The 20,737-nt window shown below is 56.6% G+C and carries 23 protein-coding genes; 12 read left to right on the forward strand and 11 right to left on the reverse strand.

All coding sequences use genetic code 11. The annotated features are described in order from the left end of the window. Positions 1-111 precede the first annotated feature (111 nt). The 5 genes from ACR0E2_RS04995 to fabD form a co-directional block, all read right to left on the reverse strand. Positions 112-855, reverse strand: coding sequence for a 1-(5-phosphoribosyl)-5-[(5-phosphoribosylamino)methylideneamino]imidazole-4-carboxamide isomerase (locus ACR0E2_RS04995; protein ID WP_152458328.1), 744 nt, complete (start codon positions 853-855; stop codon positions 112-114). Between the two features lie 123 nt (positions 856-978). Then, positions 979-1,518: a GNAT family N-acetyltransferase gene (locus ACR0E2_RS05000; protein ID WP_480445465.1), complete on the reverse strand. Its 540-nt coding sequence runs from the start codon at positions 1,516-1,518 to the stop codon at positions 979-981. Between the two features lie 138 nt (positions 1,519-1,656). Further along, positions 1,657-1,890: an acyl carrier protein gene (locus ACR0E2_RS05005; protein WP_008756330.1), complete on the reverse strand. Its 234-nt coding sequence runs from the start codon at positions 1,888-1,890 to the stop codon at positions 1,657-1,659. Between the two features lie 206 nt (positions 1,891-2,096). Then, positions 2,097-2,834: a 3-oxoacyl-[acyl-carrier-protein] reductase gene (fabG, locus tag ACR0E2_RS05010; RefSeq protein ID WP_480445467.1), complete on the reverse strand. Its 738-nt coding sequence runs from the start codon at positions 2,832-2,834 to the stop codon at positions 2,097-2,099. A 42-nt stretch (positions 2,835-2,876) separates the two neighbouring features. Then, the gene (gene fabD, locus ACR0E2_RS05015) at positions 2,877-3,815 is read right to left on the reverse strand and encodes an ACP S-malonyltransferase (protein ID WP_171204964.1); all 939 of its coding nucleotides are present in this window, start codon (positions 3,813-3,815) and stop codon (positions 2,877-2,879) included. Between the two features lie 174 nt (positions 3,816-3,989). Between fabD and ACR0E2_RS05020 the strand changes: the two genes are divergently transcribed. Next, positions 3,990-5,216, forward strand: a complete 1,227-nt coding sequence (locus ACR0E2_RS05020; protein WP_480445468.1) for a cytochrome b/b6 domain-containing protein — start codon at positions 3,990-3,992, stop codon at positions 5,214-5,216. 61 nt (positions 5,217-5,277) lie between these two features. Here the strand turns inward: ACR0E2_RS05020 and ACR0E2_RS05025 are convergent, their stop codons facing one another. Beyond that, positions 5,278-5,850, reverse strand: a complete 573-nt coding sequence (locus ACR0E2_RS05025) for a YceI family protein (protein WP_152458333.1) — start codon at positions 5,848-5,850, stop codon at positions 5,278-5,280. Between the two features lie 125 nt (positions 5,851-5,975). Next, the gene (locus tag ACR0E2_RS05030; protein WP_171167615.1) at positions 5,976-6,494 is read right to left on the reverse strand and encodes a hypothetical protein; all 519 of its coding nucleotides are present in this window, start codon (positions 6,492-6,494) and stop codon (positions 5,976-5,978) included. 283 nt (positions 6,495-6,777) lie between these two features. Between ACR0E2_RS05030 and rpsF the strand changes: the two genes are divergently transcribed. From rpsF to ACR0E2_RS05060, 6 genes are all read left to right on the forward strand, one after another. Further along, positions 6,778-7,131: a 30S ribosomal protein S6 gene (rpsF, locus tag ACR0E2_RS05035; RefSeq protein WP_152458335.1), complete on the forward strand. Its 354-nt coding sequence runs from the start codon at positions 6,778-6,780 to the stop codon at positions 7,129-7,131. 28 nt (positions 7,132-7,159) lie between these two features. Continuing rightward, a complete protein-coding gene (gene rpsR, locus ACR0E2_RS05040; RefSeq protein ID WP_005608650.1) occupies positions 7,160-7,387 on the forward strand; it encodes a 30S ribosomal protein S18 in 228 nt (75 codons plus the stop codon). A gap of 12 nt (positions 7,388-7,399) precedes the next feature. After that, a complete protein-coding gene (gene rplI, locus ACR0E2_RS05045) occupies positions 7,400-8,020 on the forward strand; it encodes a 50S ribosomal protein L9 (RefSeq protein WP_171115363.1) in 621 nt (206 codons plus the stop codon). A 157-nt stretch (positions 8,021-8,177) separates the two neighbouring features. After that, complete coding sequence (locus ACR0E2_RS05050; protein WP_480445470.1) at positions 8,178-8,663, forward strand: transglycosylase SLT domain-containing protein; 486 nt, start codon at positions 8,178-8,180, stop codon at positions 8,661-8,663. A 236-nt stretch (positions 8,664-8,899) separates the two neighbouring features. Further along, positions 8,900-9,601, forward strand: coding sequence for an autoinducer binding domain-containing protein (locus ACR0E2_RS05055; protein WP_152458337.1), 702 nt, complete (start codon positions 8,900-8,902; stop codon positions 9,599-9,601). Positions 9,602-9,708: 107 nt separating this feature from the next. After that, on the forward strand, positions 9,709-10,563 hold the full coding sequence (locus ACR0E2_RS05060; protein WP_480445472.1) for an acyl-homoserine-lactone synthase: 855 nt from the start codon (positions 9,709-9,711) through the stop codon (positions 10,561-10,563). Positions 10,564-10,663: 100 nt separating this feature from the next. Here the strand turns inward: ACR0E2_RS05060 and tig are convergent, their stop codons facing one another. The 3 genes from tig to ACR0E2_RS05075 all read right to left on the reverse strand — a co-directional run bounded on the left by tig (position 10,664) and on the right by ACR0E2_RS05075 (position 15,214). Further along, positions 10,664-11,995 (reverse strand): trigger factor, encoded by a 1,332-nt coding sequence (tig, locus tag ACR0E2_RS05065; RefSeq protein ID WP_480446182.1) that lies wholly within the window; start codon positions 11,993-11,995, stop codon positions 10,664-10,666. 184 nt (positions 11,996-12,179) lie between these two features. After that, positions 12,180-13,304 (reverse strand): porin, encoded by a 1,125-nt coding sequence (locus ACR0E2_RS05070; protein WP_480445473.1) that lies wholly within the window; start codon positions 13,302-13,304, stop codon positions 12,180-12,182. Positions 13,305-13,612: 308 nt separating this feature from the next. Beyond that, positions 13,613-15,214: an NAD(P)H-hydrate dehydratase gene (locus ACR0E2_RS05075; RefSeq protein ID WP_480445475.1), complete on the reverse strand. Its 1,602-nt coding sequence runs from the start codon at positions 15,212-15,214 to the stop codon at positions 13,613-13,615. A 171-nt stretch (positions 15,215-15,385) separates the two neighbouring features. Here ACR0E2_RS05075 and ACR0E2_RS05080 point away from each other — a divergent pair, with 171 nt between their 5' ends. From ACR0E2_RS05080 to ACR0E2_RS05100, 5 genes are all read left to right on the forward strand, one after another. Then, the gene (locus ACR0E2_RS05080; protein WP_152458342.1) at positions 15,386-15,724 is read left to right on the forward strand and encodes a P-II family nitrogen regulator; all 339 of its coding nucleotides are present in this window, start codon (positions 15,386-15,388) and stop codon (positions 15,722-15,724) included. A gap of 41 nt (positions 15,725-15,765) precedes the next feature. Beyond that, positions 15,766-17,172 carry a type I glutamate--ammonia ligase gene (gene glnA, locus ACR0E2_RS05085; protein ID WP_152458343.1) on the forward strand — a complete coding sequence of 469 codons (1,407 nt, stop codon included), beginning with the start codon at positions 15,766-15,768 and terminating at the stop codon, positions 17,170-17,172. A gap of 126 nt (positions 17,173-17,298) precedes the next feature. Further along, complete coding sequence (locus tag ACR0E2_RS05090; RefSeq protein ID WP_480445477.1) at positions 17,299-17,946, forward strand: MSMEG_1061 family FMN-dependent PPOX-type flavoprotein; 648 nt, start codon at positions 17,299-17,301, stop codon at positions 17,944-17,946. 66 nt (positions 17,947-18,012) lie between these two features. Beyond that, the gene (locus ACR0E2_RS05095) at positions 18,013-18,801 is read left to right on the forward strand and encodes a lytic murein transglycosylase (RefSeq protein ID WP_480445478.1); all 789 of its coding nucleotides are present in this window, start codon (positions 18,013-18,015) and stop codon (positions 18,799-18,801) included. A 197-nt stretch (positions 18,802-18,998) separates the two neighbouring features. After that, a complete protein-coding gene (locus ACR0E2_RS05100; RefSeq protein ID WP_480445479.1) occupies positions 18,999-19,910 on the forward strand; it encodes a hypothetical protein in 912 nt (303 codons plus the stop codon). A gap of 36 nt (positions 19,911-19,946) precedes the next feature. On the opposite strand, the gene ACR0E2_RS05105 is transcribed toward ACR0E2_RS05100, so the two are convergent. Continuing rightward, positions 19,947-20,690 carry a heme-dependent oxidative N-demethylase family protein gene (locus ACR0E2_RS05105; protein ID WP_171725542.1) on the reverse strand — a complete coding sequence of 248 codons (744 nt, stop codon included), beginning with the start codon at positions 20,688-20,690 and terminating at the stop codon, positions 19,947-19,949. Positions 20,691-20,737 lie beyond the last annotated feature (47 nt).

The following is a 20,737-nucleotide window of genomic DNA, read 5'->3' on the forward strand; positions in this document are numbered from 1 at the left end:
CGGCGATTTCAGGCGGGCTTCCCGCCGCCGGGCAACCGAAGCAGTACCGCTGTGGGTTACGGAAATCGGTGCCCGCCCTTTCACGGATCCGGTTGAAAGGGCGAAGCGTATTTATTGGAACTGTGCCACCGGCTCATGCGCCGATTTTGCCATTTCCAGTGCATCCGTCAGATCAAGTGTCTTGCGAAACAGTGCACGCCCCACGATTGCACCCGAGATATTGGGAATATAGGCCAGCCGCGAGATGTCATCCGCGGTACGTACAACCCCGCTTGCTATCACCGGGGTGCGCGAATGGCTGGCAAGTCCCGAGATCAGGCCAAGCTGAGCCTCGACGTCCTCCATATCGCTGTCGATATCCGTCACCACGATAGCAGCAAATGGCGCTCCTTCGAATGCATCGATAAACGCTTCGGGCGTGAATACGCTTTGGCTGCGCCAGCCATCCGTCATTACATAACCTTGCCAGACATCGACCGACAGCACGATTTGATCCGGGTAGAGCGTGGCCAATTCCTTGACCAGTTTCGGCTCGCGCGCTGCCAGCGTCCCGATCACGACGCGACCGACGCCCTTGTCGATCCAGCGTTCGACCTGTTCGCGGGTCCGCATACCCCCCGCCAACTGAACCGGGATTTCGGCAGCGCGGATAATCTCTTCAATCAATTCGACGTTGGTATCCTTGCCTTCGATCGCGTCGAAATCGGTCAGATGCATCCATTCGGCACCCGCTTCCGCCCAGCTTCGCGCTGTTTCGACTGGGTTTACATGCCAAATCATAGCGTTGTCCAAACGACCTTTGTCCAACGTGACACACCGGCCGTTCTGCAATTCCATAGTGGGGTATATCCTCATGAGCTTGGTCCTCCGCTCAATCGCTCTGAAAATCCCCGGAAGCATACACCTTGAACGCCCTCCCAATATCACCGGGATCGGCACAGTTTGGCCATTTTGCGGCATAGTGTCGAAGTGGCGGATTTACGCGAGCGCCGGTGGCCCGTTGCGCCGAAGCAAATGCACCGGGGTTTCATTATACACCCCTTCCCGCATCAATACATAGCCCAGCTTTTTGGCAAGTTTCTGCGACGAGGCGTTGGACGCATTCACCATCGCAACCAAAGGCCCGGGAATCACCCGGTCAAACCAGTCATGCGCTGCCTTGGCCGCCTCATACCCCAGGCCCTGCCCCTGCGCCTCGGGCGCCAGAACCCAGCCCGCCTCGGGAAAGCCGTCGAAATCATCGCCCATCTGACGGTTTCCGTAAAAGAAACCGGCCTGTCCGATCAGCTTTCGATTCGATTGTTGCAGCACACCCCATTGTCCAAACCCGGCCATGTGCCAATGCCCGGCATTGCGCAAAAAGGAATCCCATGCCTCTCCGCGCGATCGGGGTGAGCCGCCAACATGCTGAACGACGTACGGATCTCTCCAGATCTCGGCGAACCGGTCAAAGTCCTCCGGGCGCATGGCACACAGCGTCAAACGCGCGGTATTTATCATGGGAGTGGATCTTATCATGCCCTGTCCACTTTGAATTTTGCCTCAATGGAAACAGTGCGCATCCGAAAATGCACGCGCAAGCATGAATTTTGAGCGGGCATAAAAAAACGGCGCCTCCGTTGCTCGGAAGCGCCGCTTTTGATCAGAAGGAAACGCTTAGGACGCTTCACTGATGAATTTGACCGCGTCGCCGAAGGTCTGGATGGTCTCGGCTGCGTCATCGGGGATTTCGATGCCGAACTCTTCTTCGAAGGCCATGACCAGTTCAACGGTGTCCAGGCTGTCTGCGCCCAGATCATCGATGAAGGACGCGTTTTCCGCGACTTTGTCTTCTTCAACACCCAGGTGCTCAACAACGATCTTCTTAACGCGATCTGCGACGTCGCTCATGTCTATTCCTCATTCCTTTACAGGGCGGTCTGCCCGATTCTGCCCTTGCCCGCACGGGTTGGCTTTGATTTGCCCGTTTCGGGCGGTTTGGGTCCCGGCGAACCGGGAAGTCGAAGGCCGACCTGAACAACCGGCCCCGCATAGATGCGCCGCCTATAGCATAGTCGACGCAAGAGGCAAACGCTTTCGCGCTGCCCCTGTGGCGATCACAACATGGCCATACCACCGTTCACATGCAAGGTGCTTCCGGTAACATAACCCGCTTCGGCGCTGGCAAGATACAGAACAGCCGCTGCAATTTCTTCGGGTTCACCCATGCGGCCCGCCGGAACCTTGAGCAACAGACCCTTTTTCTGCTCCTCGGTCAGCTTCTCGGTCATTGCAGTCGTGATAAAACCTGGTGCCACGGCATTCACGGTAATTCCGCGCGTTGCCACTTCGTGAGCCAAAGCCTTGGAAAACCCTATCATCCCGGCTTTTGACGCAGCATAGTTGGCCTGCCCCGGGTTGCCAATTGCGGCCACCACGGACGAGACATTCACGATCCGGCCCCAGCGTGACTTCATCATGCCGCGGATCACACCTTTGCACAGTTTCATCGTCGAGGTCATGTTCACGTCAATCACGCTCTGCCATTCCTCATCGGACATGCGCATGAACAGGTTGTCGCGCGTGATACCCGCATTGTTCACCAGGATATCCACCGATCCCATCGCCTCGGCCGCTTGCTTTGGCAACGCTTCTACGGCTTCCGGATCGCTCAGATTGCAAGGCAACACATGCGCGCGTTCGCCCAGTTCGTCTGCCAGAGCCTGCAATGGCTCGACTCGTGTACCGGACAATCCGACCGCTGCGCCAGCACCGTGCAACGCACGTGCAATGTCGCCTCCGATACCGCCCGAAGCACCGGTGATCAGCGCATTTTTACCTGTCAAATCAAACATTCGGTTTTCCTCTTGGTGCGTCGGCCACGACGCTTTTTGAGCTTACGATTCGGCCTGAATGGCCTTTTGAACATCTTCCGGTGTGCCCACTGCCTTGCCTGCAATGGCACGATCGATCTTGCGGATCATGCCGGACAACGCTTTGCCGGCACCGATTTCCCACGTTTCAGTCACGCCCTGCGCGGCCATGAACTGAACGCTTTCGCGCCAGCGAACCGACCCCGTCACCTGTTCCACCAGTAACTGACGTATCAGATCCGGATCACTGACGGCTTCGGCGCGCACATTGGCCACCAAAGGCACGGAAGGCGCCTTAATCTCGACGGCAGCAAGCGCTTCCGCCATGACATCTGCCGCAGGCTGCATCAGCGCACAGTGAAATGGAGCACTTACAGGCAACATAACAGCACGTTTTGCGCCTTTTTCCTTGGCAATCTCGGCGGCACGCTCCACGGCAGCCTTGGAACCGGACACAACGACCTGGGTTGGATCATTGTCATTGGCAGCCTGACAGACCTGCCCCTGCGCGGCTTCTTCTGCAACGGCGCGCACCGCCTCCAGATCCAATCCAAGAATGGCCGCCATTGCGCCCTCGCCCACCGGTACGGCACTTTGCATCGCCAGACCGCGGGTGCGCAGCAAGCGCGCGGTGTCCGCGACCGACAAAGCCCCCGCAGCCGCAAGGGCCGAGTATTCACCCAAGGAATGACCCGCCACAAAAGCCGCCTGACCAACCGAAACGCCTTCGGCTTCCAGCGCACGCATTGCCGCCATGGATGTCGCCATAAGAGCCGGCTGGGCATTCTGAGTCAGCGTCAAGTCGGCGATATCGCCTTCCCAGATCACGCTGCTCAGCTTCTCTCCCAGTGCCTCGTCCACCTCATCGAAGACGGCCTGCGCCGCCGGATAGGCATCGGCCAGTGCTTTGCCCATACCGATGGTCTGGGCGCCCTGCCCCGGAAAAACGAACGCGAGTGTCATTGCAACCTCATGGATGATGTCAGGTTGCGGCGGGGTGTAAACTGACTGATCGTCTGGCACAAGCACTGCCTGTGTTCTGCATTCTGGCACCTTGGCTGTGCACAAGCGCTTACTTGTGCCGACTTCCGATAACCTTAACTTGGGCGCAGCACAGAATCTCGGAGCGTTGCACCCATGGCCTCGACCAATTCCTTCTCAAGCTACGGAAGTGTCGCAAGGACGTTTCACTGGCTCACCGCGTTGCTGATCTTCACGGCCCTGCCGCTCGGCTGGATCGCGGACAACCTGGCCCATGCCGTATTGCATGCCTCCACAGCCCCAAGCGAGGCCGAAATCGCACGCGCGGCGCGCATGTTCTCATTGCACAAAACCGTAGGCGTCACCGTGTTCTTCGTTGCTTTGGCTCGGATAATGTGGGCCTTCACGCAAACCAAGCCCGGCCTGCTGAATGCCGACAACAAGCCCGAGGCTTTTGCCGCCGAAACTGTCCACTGGCTTCTTTATGGGTCATTGGTGCTTGTGCCACTGACCGGTTGGGTGCACCACGCCGCAACCGAAGGGTTTGCTCCAATCCTCTGGCCCTTCGGCCAAAACCTGCCTTTTGTACCGAAATCAACCATTGTGGCCGAGGTGACAGGCGTTCTGCATTGGCTGTTCATGTGGACGCTCGTCGGCGCGCTGGTCCTGCATGTTGCCGGAGCGTTGAAGCATCACGTCATAGACAAAGACAGCACGTTGCGCAGGATGTTGCCGGGTGGGTCAGACGCTCCGGAGCCTCCACACCAGCATCATTCCCTTGTGCCCGCCGTCGCCGCGGTGGCCGTTTGGGCGCTTGTCCTCACCGGTGGCTGGGTCTCTGGCGAATTTGCGCGCGAGGCCGACGATGATGACGCCGACGTCCAACTGGCCGAGGTGCAATCAGACTGGCAGGTTCAGAACGGCACCCTGTCCATCACGATTTCCCAATTGGGCAGCCCGGTCACCGGCTCGTTTTCCGACTGGACAGCCGCAATTGCTTTTGACGACCCTGCCGAGCCTGGCCCGGCCGGGTCCGTCGAGGTCACGATCGCAATAGGTTCTCTCAGCCTCGGAACCGTAACCGAACAGGCCATGGGTGCGGATTTCTTCAACAACGCCCAGTTTCCGACGGCCCAATTCAAGGCTGACCTTTTCAGAACCGAAAGCGGATATGAGGCACGCGGACCACTGACAATCCGCGACAAGACGATCGACATCATACTCCCGTTTTCACTGGAGCTGGAGGACGACACCGCGACCATGACGGGCTCGGTTGATCTGAACAGGTTGGATTTCGGCATCGGCGCATCGCAGCCCACCGAAGATTCGCTCGGCTTCACCGTCACCGTCACTGTGGAACTCGCCGCGTCCCGCAGTCAGTAATGCCAAATAAATACCGCCGGTGACAGGATCACCGGCGGTTTTCATGTTCGTCGTCTTGCGCTTATTCGGCTTTTTGCGCTTCGACCGAGATCTGCACCTGCACTTCGTCACTGACAAACGGTGCGAACTGGCCCAGATCAAATTCACTGCGGACAAGGGTCGTGGTGGCGTCGAAACCGGCCCATGGCTTGTTCGCCATTGGATGGGTATCAACCTTGTTCAGTTTGGCATCCAGAACAACGGATTTGGTCACGCCGTTCATGGTGAGGTCGCCGGTGATCTTGGCAGTGTTTTCACCCGTCACTTCGATACCCGTCGAGGTAAAGGTGATCAGATCGCCCTCGGTCGCACCAAAGAAATCCTCGGTCATGAAGTGATCTTCACGCGGCTTCCAACCGGTGAACATTTCCAATACCGGCATCGACACGCTCACGCTGGAAGCGGCGGGATTTTCCTGATCAAACATGATCTCGCCCTCAAAGCCCGAGAACATGCCGGTTGTGGTTGAAAAGCCCAAGTGATCATAGCTGAAGACAACCTGGCTGTGGCTCGGGTCCAGCACGTATTTCTCGGCGCTGGCGAATGCCGTGGTCGCCGATACGGCCAGTGCAGCAGCAAGAAGGGTGGATTTCATAACAATCTCCGCGTTTTTGTGAACGCAACCCGGCAGGGTTGCTCACAAACAAAATGTGCCGCCTGTCGGCGGCACACAACCTTTTTCGAGTCACAACATCTGTTCCTTTTTGAACAGAATAAAGTTCAGCCGAAAATTGTTACGCTCTTGCTCAGTTGCCCTTTCAGCGCTCGGCTGACATCCGCCGATTCAAGGGGCAGCTTCATCAAAAGGCTCCCGTCCACATCAAACAAGTGGACTTCGTTTTCTTCAAAACGCGCACCACCCAGCGATTCATAGCTGCGGCGCAGCACCGTCTGAGGGCGCCCGTCTTCGTTCTTTTGCAGAACACGGACTTCGCGGCGGATCGGATCGAAATAGGCATCCGGGCGCTGATCAAGAACTTCGATCGTCAGCAAACTGACACCGACGATCAGAAACAGCATGGATGCCACCATCTTGATCGGCCAGACATCTGCACCCACGATCGAACCTGGCATCAGCCACATCGAAAACGCCGAAAAGATCAAGAACGCTCCTACCAACCGCGCCAGGATCAAACGGGCCTTCCAGTTTGGCGCGAAGGCAATCATTACCGGCACCGAATGCTCAAAGCGCGAGCCCGCCGCCTCTTCCCGGTATGTGTTTGTATTGGTCGCGGTCATAACACTTCACCTTTTATCAGGTTACTGTCGAATTTCTGTTTGGTCCGGGTAACGTCCGGTATGCAAAACAACTTTGAGCCGAAAAGCGTCAGCATTTGGGCGGCCCAAAGGAAATTGGGCGGCGTCTCAAAGGCATATGTGGCGGGGCTTGCTCCTGCGGTTCAAACGTGTATACGGGGCCATCCTTCGCAATCAGATGAATCGCGCAGCCTCTCGTGGCAGGGTCGCGAAGGACCGGATGGCCCCGCCTATGAAATGCGCCTTGACATAAACAGGAGTGCACATGCCACTGTATGAGCATGTAATGATCGCGCGTCAGGATCTGTCCAACGCGCAGGCGGAAAGCCTCGTCGAACATTTCGGCACCGTTCTGGCTGACAACGGCGGCAAGCTGGTTGATAGCGAGTACTGGGGCGTCAAGACGATGGCCTACAAGATCAACAAGAACCGCAAGGGCCACTACGCCTTCCTGAAAACCGATGCGCCCTCGGGTGCGGTTCAGGAAATGGAACGCCTGATGCGCCTGCATGATGACGTCATGCGCGTTCTGACCATCAAGGTTGACGGTCACGAAGACGGCCCGTCGGTTCAGATGCAGAAGCGTGACGAACGTGGCGACCGCCGCGAGCGTCGTTGATCACCGCCTGAGGAAAGGACACTAAACCATGGCCGCAAAACCATTTTTCCGCCGCCGCAAGGTCTGCCCGTTCTCGGGTGAGAACGCGCCAAAAATCGACTACAAGGACACCCGTCTGCTACAACGCTACATCTCTGAGCGCGGCAAGATCGTTCCTTCGCGCATTACCGCCGTTTCGGCGAAAAAGCAGCGTGAACTGGCCCGTGCTATCAAGCGCGCCCGCTTCCTCGCCCTGCTGCCCTACGCTGTGAAGTAAGGAGAGACTGACATGCAAGTTATCCTGCTGGAACGCGTTGCGAAACTGGGTCAGATGGGCGACGTCGTTGACGTCAAGCCCGGCTACGCCCGCAACTTCCTGCTGCCTCAGGGCAAAGCTCTGAGCGCCTCGGACGCCAACATCGCGTCGTTCGAAGCCCAGAAAGCGCAGCTTGAGGCACGCAACCTGGAAACCAAGAAAGAAGCTGAAGCACTGGCTGAAAAGCTGGACGGACAGCAGTTCATCGTGATTCGCTCGGCATCGGATGCTGGCGCTCTGTACGGCTCGGTCACCCCGCGTGACGCCGCAGAGGCTGCAACCGAAGCTGGTTTCACCGTCGACAAAAAGCAGGTTGTTCTGGTCAATCCGATCAAGGAACTGGGCCTGCACTCGGTTGCAGTCAAGCTGCACCCCGAAGTCGAAGTTGAAATCAAGATGAACGTGGCGCGTTCGGAAGAAGAAGCTGAACTTCAGGCCTCGGGCAAATCGATCCAGGAACTGGCCGCCGAAGAAGAAGCAGCCGCTGAATTCGAGATCGCCGAACTGTTCGACGACATCGGCTCGGCCGCGTCCGAGGACGAAGAGCTGGCTCCGGAAGCCGCTCCTGCCGAGGAAGACGAAGCCAAAGCCTGATCCGGCAAGGTTTCGAACACAACAAAGGCCGTGCTTCAAGCGCGGCCTTTTTTCTTGTCTCCGAGCCAAACCAGCAAATTTTAGCCCAACTCCATCCATAATCTTGCAGCCAAATACTCAGGCCATATCATTGCAACTCGAAACCCCGGAGAAACTTATGCCCCTGTTCACCCGTCGCAATCTCATGGCACTCTTGCTGACAGCCCCGTTGGTTGCCTGCGGTGCAGGAGAAGTCTCCAAGGCAGAGACACAACAATTCAATCCTCCGCTCTATCCAAACGAAACGCCAGAACTTCGCGCGTCGATCAACAAATGGGCGGACCACTACGAGCTTCCGCGAGAGCTTGTTCACAAGCTTGCTATTCGTGAAAGCACGCATCGCCCCTGGGCGGTCAACCGGCCCTATTATGGGTTGTTGCAAATCCTTCCGGCCACCGCACGATCCATGGGATACACCGGAAACGCCAAAGGTCTATTGGACGCGGACACCAACCTTGAGTTCGCCGGGAAATACCTTCGTGGCGCCTGGCTTCTGGCTGACGGCAACCAGGATCGGGCCATATTTCTTTATGCCAAGGGCTTTTACCCCGAGGCCAAAGCGCGCGGATTGTTGGTGGAAACTGGGCTGAAACCCGCCAACTGACGGTGATTAGCGTCAGAAAGCCGCGTGAAATTAGCACTTTTTGCCGAATAGTGACAAAAATGTTCTATTGAATGTCTCATTATTTGGAATTGCGCAGACAATTAGTACCTCGCCTTGTCATGTTTAGGAAAGTATGGTGTTCTGGCTCGGTGAGGTAAACGGGTTCCACTCTGTGTTATATGCATGCTCGACGACACCATCGGGCTGTAAGATGGGCCGCAGCTGGTAGGCACCACATGGAAATTGTCGATCTGAGCACTCTGCCGGATTCAGAAGTTCGATACACCGAATTTCTAAGGCAAATCTGTGAGAAGCATGATATGGATCATGCTGCTTATGCTGGCATGAACCCTGCTGCCGGCACGGTTGCCGGCTTTGTTACCTACGACGACGCCTGGAATGAGCACTACCAAAACCAGGGTCTGATCATGATTGATCCGACCATCCATATGGCCCGCCGCAGCATCGCGCCAGTGGATTGGAGCCGACTTGAGCGCAGCCCCGACTTCCAACGTGTATTCCGGGATGCCCATGATTTTGGATTGCCAAACCAAGGCGTTACAATTCCCGTGCGCGGTCCCTACGGAGATATCGGCCTGCTGAGCGCAACGCGCAATTGCAGCAAAGAGGAATGGCGCAAGCTATACACGCATGTCATTAGTGACTTGCAATCGATGGCAGTGCACATCCATGACAACGTGGTTTCCTCAGACGAATTGACCAGCGCGCTGTATCATCCAACACTTTCCAGACGTGAGACAGAGATCTTGCAGTGGGTTGCGGCAGGGAAATCGCAACAGGACATCGGCGATATTTTGTCCATTTCACACCGAACCGTAGAAGTGCACTTGCGTTCCAGTCGAGAAAAGCTTAGTGCGCTGACCACTCCTCAGGCCGTTGGCCGGGCGATTGCAATTGGGCTTATTACCCCAAGTTAAACAAAAAAAACGCAAAATTTCGCCAAAATACGGGAAACCCCCAATAGAAAAATCCCCTGTGTCCGGTAACGTCTAAGTTACCGAACAACCACTCGAAGGGGGAAGAAATGATCATCGTGGTAGATGGCCTGAACAGACATATGTTCAGCGAAGTTCTTGATGAAATGTTCGAGTTGAGAGCACGAGTTTTTGGCGAACGCCTGGGATGGGACGTCAACATTGAAGATGGTAAAGAGATCGACGAGTTCGATCACCTGGACCCGGCATATGTAATCGGACTCGACGATGAGGGGAATGTCGTCGCAGCCGTGCGTGCCCTCCAGACCACCGGACCACACATGTTGGCGGATGTCTTTTCGGCGATCCTTTGCGGCGAAGCACCACTTCGCAGTGCGACCATGTGGGAATCGACCCGGTTCTGCGTCGACACGCAACGGCTCACGCGTGGCAAAGAAAAAAACTCCGTCTCCTACGCGACTTGCGAATTGATGATCGGATCTTTGGAATATGCGAAGAATGCAGGTATTCAGGACATCATCACCGTGATTGATCCGGTTATGGATCGGGTGTTGAAGCGTTCGAATTGCGCGCCTTACGACTATGTAGGTAAGACAGTTCCAATGGGTAAGGTTCACGCATTGGCCGCTCTGCTGGACTGCACCGAAGAACGCATCGCCGGCCTGCGTGAATTTGCGGGCATTCACAACGACGTCTTTATGGACGAAGAAGAAGCGTTGGCTCTGTTCGCCGCTAAGAAAGCCGCAGCACAGAACCCCGCGAACCAGGATCACAAACCACTCACAGATCTCGAGAAATATTTTGTGGAACAGATGAGCGCCGCAAAAACAGAAGCTGAACGGCAGGATGTCCTCAAGCTGATCGAAGCGCTCACGGATACGTTCACGCCAGAGCAAAGAACCGCTCTTTTGGAAACCCCCCGTGCTTTTGCTCATGAGGCCTGACCCCCTCACCTCATAGATACAAAAGCCACCCATGCGGAGCCGTCTGATTGCAGGCGGCTCCGTTTTTTGTCCCTTCTTCTGACGAAGGGAAGGAAGAGGATTACTCCTCTTCCAGTGCCTCAACGGCTTTCTGCAGGTCGTCCTTGCTGACTTCTTTGTCAGTGACCTGAGCCAGCTCCAACACGTAGTCCACAACCTTGTCTTCAAAGATCGGCGCACGCAGCTGCTGTTGCATCTGCGCGTTCTGTTGAACGAACTCGAAGAACTGACGTTCCTGACCCGGGTACTGACGGGCCTGGTTCATGATCGCCTGTGTCATCTCAGCGTCGCTAACTTCAACCTCGGCCTTCTGGCCCAGTTCAGCCAGCAACAGGCCCAGACGCACGCGACGCTCGGCCAGCTTGGTGTGCTCGTCCGTGGGCTCGATCGGGTCATGGTCGTGGCCTTCGACATCTGGGTTTTCTTCGTGCCACAGTTGATGCGCAATCTGCTTGGCTTCGGCTTCAACCAGCGACGGCGGCAGATCGAACGACACCTTCTCGTCCAGTGCATCCAGCAAAGCGCGCTTGATCACGGCGCGCGATGCACCTGCATATTCAGCTTCCAGGCGCTCTGCGATCTGGCTTTTCAGGGCTTCAAGATCTTCGGCGCCGAATTTTTTAGCCAGTTCGTCGTTCACTTCCGCAGCAACCGGTTCTTTGACTTCCTTGATGGTGCAGGTGAAAACTGCGTCTTTGCCCGCCAGATGCTCGGCGCCGTACTCTTCAGGGAACGTAACGTTGACGTCCTTTACTTCTTCGGCTTTCACGCCAACCAGTTGCTCTTCGAAGCCAGGGATGAAGCTGTTCGAGCCAAGTACCAGCGGGTAATCCTCTGCCGAACCACCTTCAAATTCTTCGCCGTCAACCTTACCGACGAAATCGAACACGATCTGGTCGCCGTCCTTGGCTTTTGACCCCTTGCGGCGCGCTTTGAAGTCCTGAGCGGTTTCCGCAAGATTGTTCAGCGCTTCTTCAACGGCTGCTTCATCAGCCTTGACGATCAGTTTTTCCAACTCGACCGATTTCAGATCAACTTCTGGGATCGCTGGCAGCGCCTCGTAAGACATGGCGACTTCTACGTCATCGCCTTCTTTCCAGTCCTCATTGGTCATCTTGACCTCGGGCTGAAGCGCGGGGCGGTCACCGCTGTCTTCGAAATGCTTGTTCATGGCGCCGTCGATGGTTTCCTGCATCGCCTCGCCCAACAGGCGCTGGCCGAACTGCTTTTTCAGCAGCGCCATGGGCACCTTGCCTTTACGGAAACCTTTCATTTCGATTTCCGGCTGCGCTTCGGTCAGCTTTTCATTGACCTTTTCGTCCAGCTCGGCTGCTGACACAACGATGTTGTAGCCACGTTTCAGACCTTCGTTCAGCGTCTCGGTAACCTGCATTATGGTAGTCCCCATAGGATTCGGGGCGCGCAAATAGGGCGCGCCGGGCAAATTTGAAGCCTTCTATTTGCCCTGCCGCCCGCGTGCAAGAGGCAAAGGCTGAATCCAGTGGTATTTGATCGCCTAAACCGCAAAAAAGAACGCCCCGGAAACCGGGGCGCTCGCACTTGTTCCAGCCAGACAATCAGAACTTCCAGCGTGCGCCCAGAACCCATGCTTCGTTGTTGTCGAATGACGAGCCGTCATCGAAATCGTGGTTGCGGTATTTCAGATAAACATCCGTGTTGATCGGCTCGACTTTTTGCACGACCGCGATACCCCAAGCTTTGGTGTCAGAACCGTTGCTCTGGAAATCCGAGCCATCATAATAGTCGATACCGACACCGGTCTTGCCCCAGGACACCCAGTTGCCTTCGTACGAGATCTTACCGTACCAATAGTTCGGATCCGTGGCACCGGCCTGATCATCGTCGCGCGTACCGCCCGCAATCGTAAAGCCCAACCCGCTGGGAAGCAGGACGGAAGCGGAACCGATCGTATCTTTGCGATCCCCCGAATTGTTATCCCGGTCTCTTACCGAATAGGCAACGGCTGCAGCGAACTCCACACCACCGGCAAAAGTGTTTTCGTAAAACAGACCGACGTCATAATAGTCGTCGTCGTCGCTGCTGGACAAAATGTTCTGACCATAAGCGAATCCGGCGGAGAACCCATTGAACGTTGGCGTATCATACCGCACACGACCACGCCGCGCGCCGTCAAAGTTGCTGGAACTGTCACCAACCGTAATACCGCTCAGCATACCGGTCGTGTCCCGATAGAAGAACCCTGCATTTTCATCGTTGGTAAACGAATACAGCGCGGTTCCGACATATGACAGATCAACCTCTGCGGCACCATCAGCGACCATGCTGCCCTGACCTGCCGAAAACTTGCCGTAGCCACCTTTCAGCGAAAAATCCACATGGCGAATGTCTTCGCGATTCCAACCATCTGCGTTGGTTCCGAATTGATCGGCAGACGCCGAACCCGGCAGGCCAAGGCCTGATTCAAACCAAAATTGGAATTCGTTGCTTCCATATGGCTGCACAAGACGCAGGCCAACACGGCTGTTCGACAGATCGTTGTCGAGAACACGGGTCTCGGTATCCTGTCCGTCATCCACCGAGATCAAGGCGGGGTGCAACTGTCCATACAGCAGCACATATCCGCCACTATTGTTTTCGTATTTCATTTCCGCCACAGCCGGGATGGCGGTCGTCGCAGTCAGAACAGCGGCTACTGATATCGGTTTGATGTTAAGGGTCATTTCACTCACCATGAAAGGTTCGGGGTTCAGATACTGTCCATTTGTTTACGAACTGCGAGCGTTCCAGTGGCCCGCATTCGCTCCCTCGCAAACATTGCAAATTCGCAACATGGCATGTCAAAAAACAGGTCATTTCGCATTTTATATCATACAGTTACGAATCCATTCGAAAATCCGCGGCACCGTGTGCAAATAAATTGTGACGTCCAGCTATGCATCTGGCAAACATTCGGTCTGCATTGACGTGAAGCTTGACGGCGGATTTCCGCCGACTCGCCGGGAATTGAGCCGTTCCACGCCCAACGAACTCAAATATTCAACTTTCTGAAAACCTCCGGCACCTGTTCCGGCAAATCTTCCGCGATCAAACCCGGCCCGAACTGGCGCGCACATTCCACATGCAGCCACGCCGCAGTTTCCGCCGCCTGCATCGGTGCCAAACCTCGCGCCAACAACCCTGCGATGAATCCGGCCAGCACATCGCCGGACCCGGCCGTCGCCAACCAGGGGGCCGCTCTTTCGTAAACGGCCGAGTTCACCACGCACCGGCCATCCGGCGCAGCAATCACCGTGTCCGGGCCCTTGAACAGAACCACGCACCCAGCCCGTTTTGCGGCAGCACGCGTTGCGTCTACCTTGGAAAACGCCGGGCCTTTGGCCGGTTGCGCGTTCATCTGCGCGGCGATGTCCGGAAATACCCGAGCAAATTCCCCGCCATGCGGTGTCAGTACGCATTTGTCGTGCAATCGCGCGATCAGGGCGCCGGGATCCTCTGCAAAAGCTGACAAAGCATCCGCATCCAACACGGTCGCCCGCCGCGCAGCCAAGGCCGTCGGCACCAGCGCCTGCGCCCGCTCGAATCCCAGCGCAGGCCCCAGACAGAGCGCATTCAGGCGCGTATCCTCAAGTATGTCAGACAATCCATCAGCCCCATCAACCCGCTGCAACATGAGAGCCGTGATCTGACTGGCCACCTCCATCTGCGCAGACGGCGGCACGCCCAGCGTCACCAGCCCCGCTCCAACCCGCAAAGCCCCCCGCGCCGCCAACCGCGGGGCCCCTGTTTTGCCGCCCCCCCCGGACAGGATCAAAGCATGACCATGTGAGTATTTGTGGCCAACCGAACCTTTCGACAGCTTCACCCCGTCGGCCTCGGTCGTGTGAACGATCTGACCGTCTTCCAGTGTTTCAAGCCCGATCGACTTGGTTCGGACCGCACCGCAGGTCACCGGACCATCGCCCAGAACATGCCCAAGCTTTTTGCTGTGAAACGTCACCGTCATGTCCGCAACAATCGCCTGACCAAGAATGCGACCACTGTCGGCGCACAGGCCGCTTGGCGCGTCAATTGAAACAACCTTTACACCTCGCTCTCGCAGCAGGGCCCTGACTGACGCATTGGCCAACATGGAAAACGCCCCACCAAATGGCCGGGTGAGACCCGTGCCAAAAACCCCGTCGACAACCAGATCAATGCTCTTTGGAAACCCAAGCAAATCATCCGCCAACGGGGCGGAGTCGACAGCGAAGACGCGAACCTCGTTCTTTGCACCCCATCTCTCATAATTCACCCGCGCATCCGGAGGCAGCTTTTCCGGGTCTCCATAAAGGAAAACCTCCACCGCCCACCCCTGCTTCTGCAAAAGCCGCGCCACGACAAACCCGTCACCCCCATTGTTGCCCGGTCCGCACAGCACCACTGCGCGCAGCGGATCCTCTTCATCTGGCCCTAAATATCCCGGGGAGCGCGAGGGGCTGGCCCCTCGCCTGTCCAACACGGGCCATTCTTCGAAAATCGCGTCAACAACACCCTGGCCGGCCCGCTCCATCAGTTCCAGACCGGTCACGTCACCAGATTTGATGGCGGCCTGCTCAATGGCCCGCATCTGTGCCGCTGTCAGCAATTCCATCCTTTCACCCCTTGCTCGATTCAATTTTGATTACTTTTTGTGCAAGTCGCTCAAAAAATAGCACACAGCCGTTTTTCAAAGCACCCCGACCCGCACGATATCGCAATCACATTGCCGCCCGATCTTAGACGTGATCACTGCCCCTGAGACAACCATTCAAGGTGAGCCGGGATGAAAAAGATCGAAGCGATCATCAAGCCGTTCAAACTGGACGAAGTGAAAGAGGCATTGCAGGATGTGGGCGTCCAGGGCCTCAGCGTCATCGAGGTCAAGGGCTTCGGTCGCCAGAAAGGCCATACCGAACTGTATCGCGGCGCGGAATATGTCGTCGATTTTCTGCCCAAGGTAAAGGTCGAGGTCGTATTGGACGACGACCAGGTCGACGCCGCGATCGAAGCCATCGTATCGGCCGCCAAAACCGACAAGATCGGAGACGGCAAGATTTTCGTCTCGCCCGTCGACCAAGCCATTCGCATCCGGACCGGCGAGACCGGCTCGGAAGCACTCTAACTCACAACATTACTGACACATCTATCAGAAGGACCAAGGGAATGAGCGCAGACGCAGTTCTCAATACAATCCGCGAAGAAGACGTCGCATATGTCGACATCCGCTTCACCGACGTGCGCGGCAAACTACAGCACGTCACGGTGGACGTCGATCTGGTCGACGAAGACTTCCTGGAAGAAGGCTTTATGTTTGACGGCTCGTCCATTGCAGGCTGGAAATCGATCGAAAACTCGGACATGAAACTGATCGCCGACACGACTTCGGCTTACATCGACCCGTTCTATGCGGAAAAGACACTGTGTCTGCACTGCTCGATCGTTGAGCCCGACACCGGTGAAGCCTATGGCCGCGACCCGCGCGGAACTGCGCAGAAAGCCGAAGCCTACCTGAAGTCCAGCGGTATCGGTGACGTAGCCTACATGGGTCCCGAAGCTGAATTCTTCCTGTTCGATGACGTTCGTTTTTCCAACAGCATCAATAAAGTATCTTTCGAAGTTGATGCAACGGATGCGTCGTGGAACACCGACACCGAATACGAGATGGGCAACATGGGCCACCGTCCGGGCGTCAAGGGCGGCTACTTCCCGGTCAACCCCATCGACGAAGCGCAGGACCTGCGTTCGGAAATGCTGTCGACCATGAAACGCCTGGGCATGAAGGTCGATAAGCACCACCACGAAGTGGCCTCGTGCCAGCACGAGCTGGGTCTTGTCTTTGACAGCCTGACCAAGCAGGCCGATGAGCTGCAAAAGTACAAGTACGTCATCCACAACGTGGCACACGCCTACGGCAAATCGGCCACTTTCATGCCCAAGCCTGTCGCAGGTGACAACGGCACCGGCATGCACGTGAACATGTCGATCTGGAAAGATGGCAAGCCGCTGTTCGCTGGCGACAAATATGCCGACCTGTCGGACGAGGCGCTGTACTTCATCGGCGGCATCCTGAAACACGCCAAGACCCTGAACGCTTTCACCAACCCGTCGACCAACAGCTACAAGCGCTTGATCCCCGGGTTTGAAGCCCCCGTTCTGCGAGCCTATTCGGCACGTAACCGTTCGGGTTGTGTGCGTATCCCATGGACTGAAAGCCCCAAAGCCAAACGTGTCGAGGCGCGGTTCCCCGATCCTTCATCCAACCCCTATCTGGCGTTTGCCGCCCTGCTTATGGCTGGCCTGGACGGTATCAAGAACAAGATCAACCCCGGCGAGGCGATGGACAAGAACCTGTACGACTTGCCCGCCGAGGAACTGGCCGACATCCCGACCGTCTGCGGCAGCCTGCGTGAGGCTCTGGAAGCTCTGGCATCCGATCACGACTTCCTGCTTCAGGGCGATGTGTTCACCAAAGACCAGATCGACGGTTACATCGCGCTCAAGATGGAAGAGGTGGAAACCTACGAGCACACGCCGCACCCGGTGGAGTACGGCATGTACTACAGCTGCTAAGCTGAGTACGGAAACGATTTGGCAGGGCGCCCCTTCGGGCGCCCTCGTCATGTCTGCCCACACGGTTTGACGCGCCGCCTTTGATCCAACAAACTGGTGAGAACACTCCCGGCCGGAGACGACAGCATGCCTTGCGATACCTCACCTTTCTCGAAATTCTCAAACCTTGTGACATCCGAACAGGAGCTGAGGAGGATCTCTGGCCATCCGCTGCCGCAGATCACTGCCAAGGAGGTGTCCTCCCTCGATCAGATGTGTCGCGATTTCATAGCGACCTCGCCATTTTGCCTGATCGCTTCGGCCAACACGGATGGGCATCTTGATGTTTCACCCCGTGGTGACCCGCCCGGCTTTGTTCAGGTGCTGTCCGATACCCTGATCGCGATCCCGGATCGGCCGGGAAACAAACGCGTGGATACGTTTCACAATGTTCTCAAGGATCCGCGCGTCAGCGTCCTGTTCTTTGTTCCGGGCAAGATGGAAACGCTCCGCATTCGCGGCACCGCCCGCATCTGTGCTGACCCCCGTTTGCTTGAAACCATGGCCATTGACGGGCACCCACCCAAACTGGCGCTGCTCATCCATGTCGAGACAGCATTTGCACACTGTCCCAAATGTGTAATCCGCGCACATCTGTGGCAACCCGAAGACTGGCCGGATTCGACCCATCTGCCAAATATGAATGCGATGATGGTGAAACACGCCCGCATCAATGCCACGCCTGAGGAATGGTTCGAAACGCTCAGGAAAAAGGGCGAGCTGGACCTTTATTAACCGCTTTGCCCAAGGCGCAGCTCACGCTAGGCTAACCGCAGATTTCAATTCCAACGGATTACGCCCATGTTTCGCCTTGCCACCATTCTTGCCCTTTCCCTGACGTCTCCGGTTCTGGCCGCACCCTGTGGCAACACCAGCGCTGGATTTGAGGCATGGAAGGCCGATTTTGCCAAACAGGCACGCAAGGCGGGAGTGAAAAAGAAAGGTCTGCAAGCGCTGTCCCAGACACAATATGCCACGCGCACCATCGCCGCGGACCGCAATCAAAAAAGCTTCAAATACTCGCTGGACAAATTCATGCGTGTTCGAGGGGCCGATACAATCGTCGCACAGGGGCGCAAACGCAAAGCCGCCAACCCGAACTATTATGCCGCCTTTGAGCGGCAATATGGTGTTCCTGCGGGCGTTCTGATCGCCATTCACGGCATGGAAACCGGCTTTGGCAATTTCATGGGCGACAGTCAGGTTGTTTCCGCAATCACAACACTGGCCTATGATTGTCGCCGGTCAGAGTTCTTTATTCCCCACGCAATTGGGGCACTGAAACTGGTCGACATAGGCAGTATCACAATGGCGACAAAAGGGGCAAAACATGGCGAACTGGGCCACACGCAATTCCTGCCCGGCAACGCCCTGACCTATGGTGTCGATGCTACGGGCGACCGGCGCGTGGACTTCTACAACATGACGGATGCACTGGCCTCAACCGCCAATTTTCTTCGCAAGAAGGGGTGGAAACCAGGGCGCGGTTATCAACCCGGAGAACCAAACTTTCGCGTCTTGCAGCAGTGGAATGCTGCCTCGGTCTATCAGCAATCCATCGCAATAATGGCTGCCCGAATCGACAATTAGCCCCGCCGCACCGTCAACACGCGCCGCACCTGATTTCGCCACATTTCCGCCACAGTGACAAACAAAAGCCTTTAGTTGCTTGGTTTCCAAAGCGTAACCAATCGCTGGGAAATTTCACTTTTTTGCATTTTTCGCCAAATTCTCTCCAAGATGGGGTGCTAGTCTTTGAATAACAGAACGCAGAAAAGGACGGGGCAGTGGCTCGGAAGCACAGCTACCATGGCGGCCTGCAATTTGATGGCGACGCAACCGGCGCGATAGAGCGCTTTGGATCCATCGTTGCCACGACGCTGGAAGACTACGGTCATCTGGTCGAGCGCAAGGCCCTGCTCAGCGCGACCGAGGCCAGCATCGTCTCGAGCCAGTATCTTGTGCGGATGACTCTGGATACAGGCGCCTCCGGGCAGCAGGACCGATACGAGCGCATGGATCGCGCCGCAGGGTTGAAAACCATAACAAAGCCCCGCGTGTCGCATCCCCAAAACAGGTTGGTGCTGACAATTACGCCAGTCTCGCCACTTTTGGACGACGCCGAGATTTCGGAACTGATGCTGGTGGTCACTCTGTATCGCATGGTCGATATCTGTTCGACCCGACGGGTTGAATGGTTGTCGCCGCACACGGTTCTTACTGTCGAGCACTTCATGAGCGCCTTTGACACCCTGACACCAAGCCGAACAAGCCGGGATCGAAAGCAGATCTTTCAATCACTGACCGGACAGTTCGCCGGGATGCAGCAGTCTGAACAGGATGACACGATCACTGCCCTACACTCTCCTGCCGCGCGTCCGATTCAACTGACCGACGAACAATTGCTCAGCATTGCGTTCCGAAGCGACGAGGCAGACCTGCCCGCCCAGATGGACGCGCGCGGGGCCATCGCGGATGATGATGACAAGCCAAGCGACATCCTGCGCCTCAGCAGTTGGTGCATGACCGGAGTTTTGGCCAGCATTTCAGCGCCAATTGCCGTATCGATGGCCGCAGTCAACCTGATCCGGGGCGAGGATTTCCGCCTGAACACACAGGTGCTTGTGCTCACATTCGCCATTGTCGCGCTGAACGCCAGCAACGCGTTGGCTGATGTTGCGGGTGCCTTGGGCATGTAAAAGAATTATCGAAGACCCTCCTAGGAGGCCCCGCCATCAGGCGGGGTTTTCCGTTTTTGGGATCGCGTTTGCGGCCAGAACGTATGTGTGGATGGAAAACACGACCGCGTTGGATTTCGGCAAACGCAACAACGTCTGCCGCTCGCTTCGCAGATAAGACGCCTGACGCCGGTCCCGTATTTCGCGCGGCTCACTGGCACTGCGAGGTTGGAACAACTCCGGGTCTTCGTACCACAGGGCGTTGAAGCGCCACAGCGGGCGACCGGGTTGAATACCGTCAAACAGCCTCTGTACCCGTTTCGCGACATTGGCGTCATAGCTTTCCACGGGCACGTGGATATCAATCAGCGGCCGCATGAATTTCTCGGACAAGCGCCAACTGGCAGGAAAACACAGAATGGCACCCGTCAGAACATGCTCATTTCCCCGTTTCTGAAGAATGCAGAAGTCCTCCTGCACCAGCCTGCACAGCGTATCAAGCGGTCGGTCGCGGTCGATCGCGACGGATATGCCATCCGGCCTTGCGGCCTCTGCCCCGGCCGTGGGATATGTCTGCATCAGCACCAGATCCAGCAACTCTTGCGCGGCAGGTTTGGCCCCAGGATCAAGCGCAAGAACATCGTCGCGCCGCTCAGCCAGAATTTCTTCGCGACGCCGCATCTGGTCGGCAAAAGCCTCATCCTGATGCAGCCAGTTTTCCATGGTTGCCGGTTGAATACCCGGCAAAGCGCGTGGGTTTTCGACATCATACGGGATCTTGTTTTGCAGAATACGAGTCATGCCGGGGGCTTAGCATGCGCAGCTTTTCTTGTCGGTCGAAAACGACA

The organism is Ruegeria sp. A4 (assembly GCF_056543025.1).

Coding starts and splice junctions, on each gene's coding strand:
- ACR0E2_RS04995 (WP_152458328.1), bottom strand. CDS start 855: ATGAGGATATACCCCACTATGGAATTGCAGAACGGCCGGTGTGTCACG.
- ACR0E2_RS05000 (WP_480445465.1), bottom strand. CDS start 1,518: ATGATAAGATCCACTCCCATGATAAATACCGCGCGTTTGACGCTGTGT.
- ACR0E2_RS05005 (WP_008756330.1), bottom strand. CDS start 1,890: ATGAGCGACGTCGCAGATCGCGTTAAGAAGATCGTTGTTGAGCACCTG.
- fabG (WP_480445467.1), bottom strand. CDS start 2,834: ATGTTTGATTTGACAGGTAAAAATGCGCTGATCACCGGTGCTTCGGGC.
- fabD (WP_171204964.1), bottom strand. CDS start 3,815: ATGACACTCGCGTTCGTTTTTCCGGGGCAGGGCGCCCAGACCATCGGT.
- ACR0E2_RS05020 (WP_480445468.1), top strand. CDS start 3,990: ATGGCCTCGACCAATTCCTTCTCAAGCTACGGAAGTGTCGCAAGGACG.
- ACR0E2_RS05025 (WP_152458333.1), bottom strand. CDS start 5,850: ATGAAATCCACCCTTCTTGCTGCTGCACTGGCCGTATCGGCGACCACG.
- ACR0E2_RS05030 (WP_171167615.1), bottom strand. CDS start 6,494: ATGACCGCGACCAATACAAACACATACCGGGAAGAGGCGGCGGGCTCG.
- rpsF (WP_152458335.1), top strand. CDS start 6,778: ATGCCACTGTATGAGCATGTAATGATCGCGCGTCAGGATCTGTCCAAC.
- rpsR (WP_005608650.1), top strand. CDS start 7,160: ATGGCCGCAAAACCATTTTTCCGCCGCCGCAAGGTCTGCCCGTTCTCG.
- rplI (WP_171115363.1), top strand. CDS start 7,400: ATGCAAGTTATCCTGCTGGAACGCGTTGCGAAACTGGGTCAGATGGGC.
- ACR0E2_RS05050 (WP_480445470.1), top strand. CDS start 8,178: ATGCCCCTGTTCACCCGTCGCAATCTCATGGCACTCTTGCTGACAGCC.
- ACR0E2_RS05055 (WP_152458337.1), top strand. CDS start 8,900: ATGGAAATTGTCGATCTGAGCACTCTGCCGGATTCAGAAGTTCGATAC.
- ACR0E2_RS05060 (WP_480445472.1), top strand. CDS start 9,709: ATGATCATCGTGGTAGATGGCCTGAACAGACATATGTTCAGCGAAGTT.
- tig (WP_480446182.1), bottom strand. CDS start 11,995: ATGCAGGTTACCGAGACGCTGAACGAAGGTCTGAAACGTGGCTACAAC.
- ACR0E2_RS05070 (WP_480445473.1), bottom strand. CDS start 13,304: ATGACCCTTAACATCAAACCGATATCAGTAGCCGCTGTTCTGACTGCG.
- ACR0E2_RS05075 (WP_480445475.1), bottom strand. CDS start 15,214: ATGGAATTGCTGACAGCGGCACAGATGCGGGCCATTGAGCAGGCCGCC.
- ACR0E2_RS05080 (WP_152458342.1), top strand. CDS start 15,386: ATGAAAAAGATCGAAGCGATCATCAAGCCGTTCAAACTGGACGAAGTG.
- glnA (WP_152458343.1), top strand. CDS start 15,766: ATGAGCGCAGACGCAGTTCTCAATACAATCCGCGAAGAAGACGTCGCA.
- ACR0E2_RS05090 (WP_480445477.1), top strand. CDS start 17,299: ATGCCTTGCGATACCTCACCTTTCTCGAAATTCTCAAACCTTGTGACA.
- ACR0E2_RS05095 (WP_480445478.1), top strand. CDS start 18,013: ATGTTTCGCCTTGCCACCATTCTTGCCCTTTCCCTGACGTCTCCGGTT.
- ACR0E2_RS05105 (WP_171725542.1), bottom strand. CDS start 20,690: ATGACTCGTATTCTGCAAAACAAGATCCCGTATGATGTCGAAAACCCA.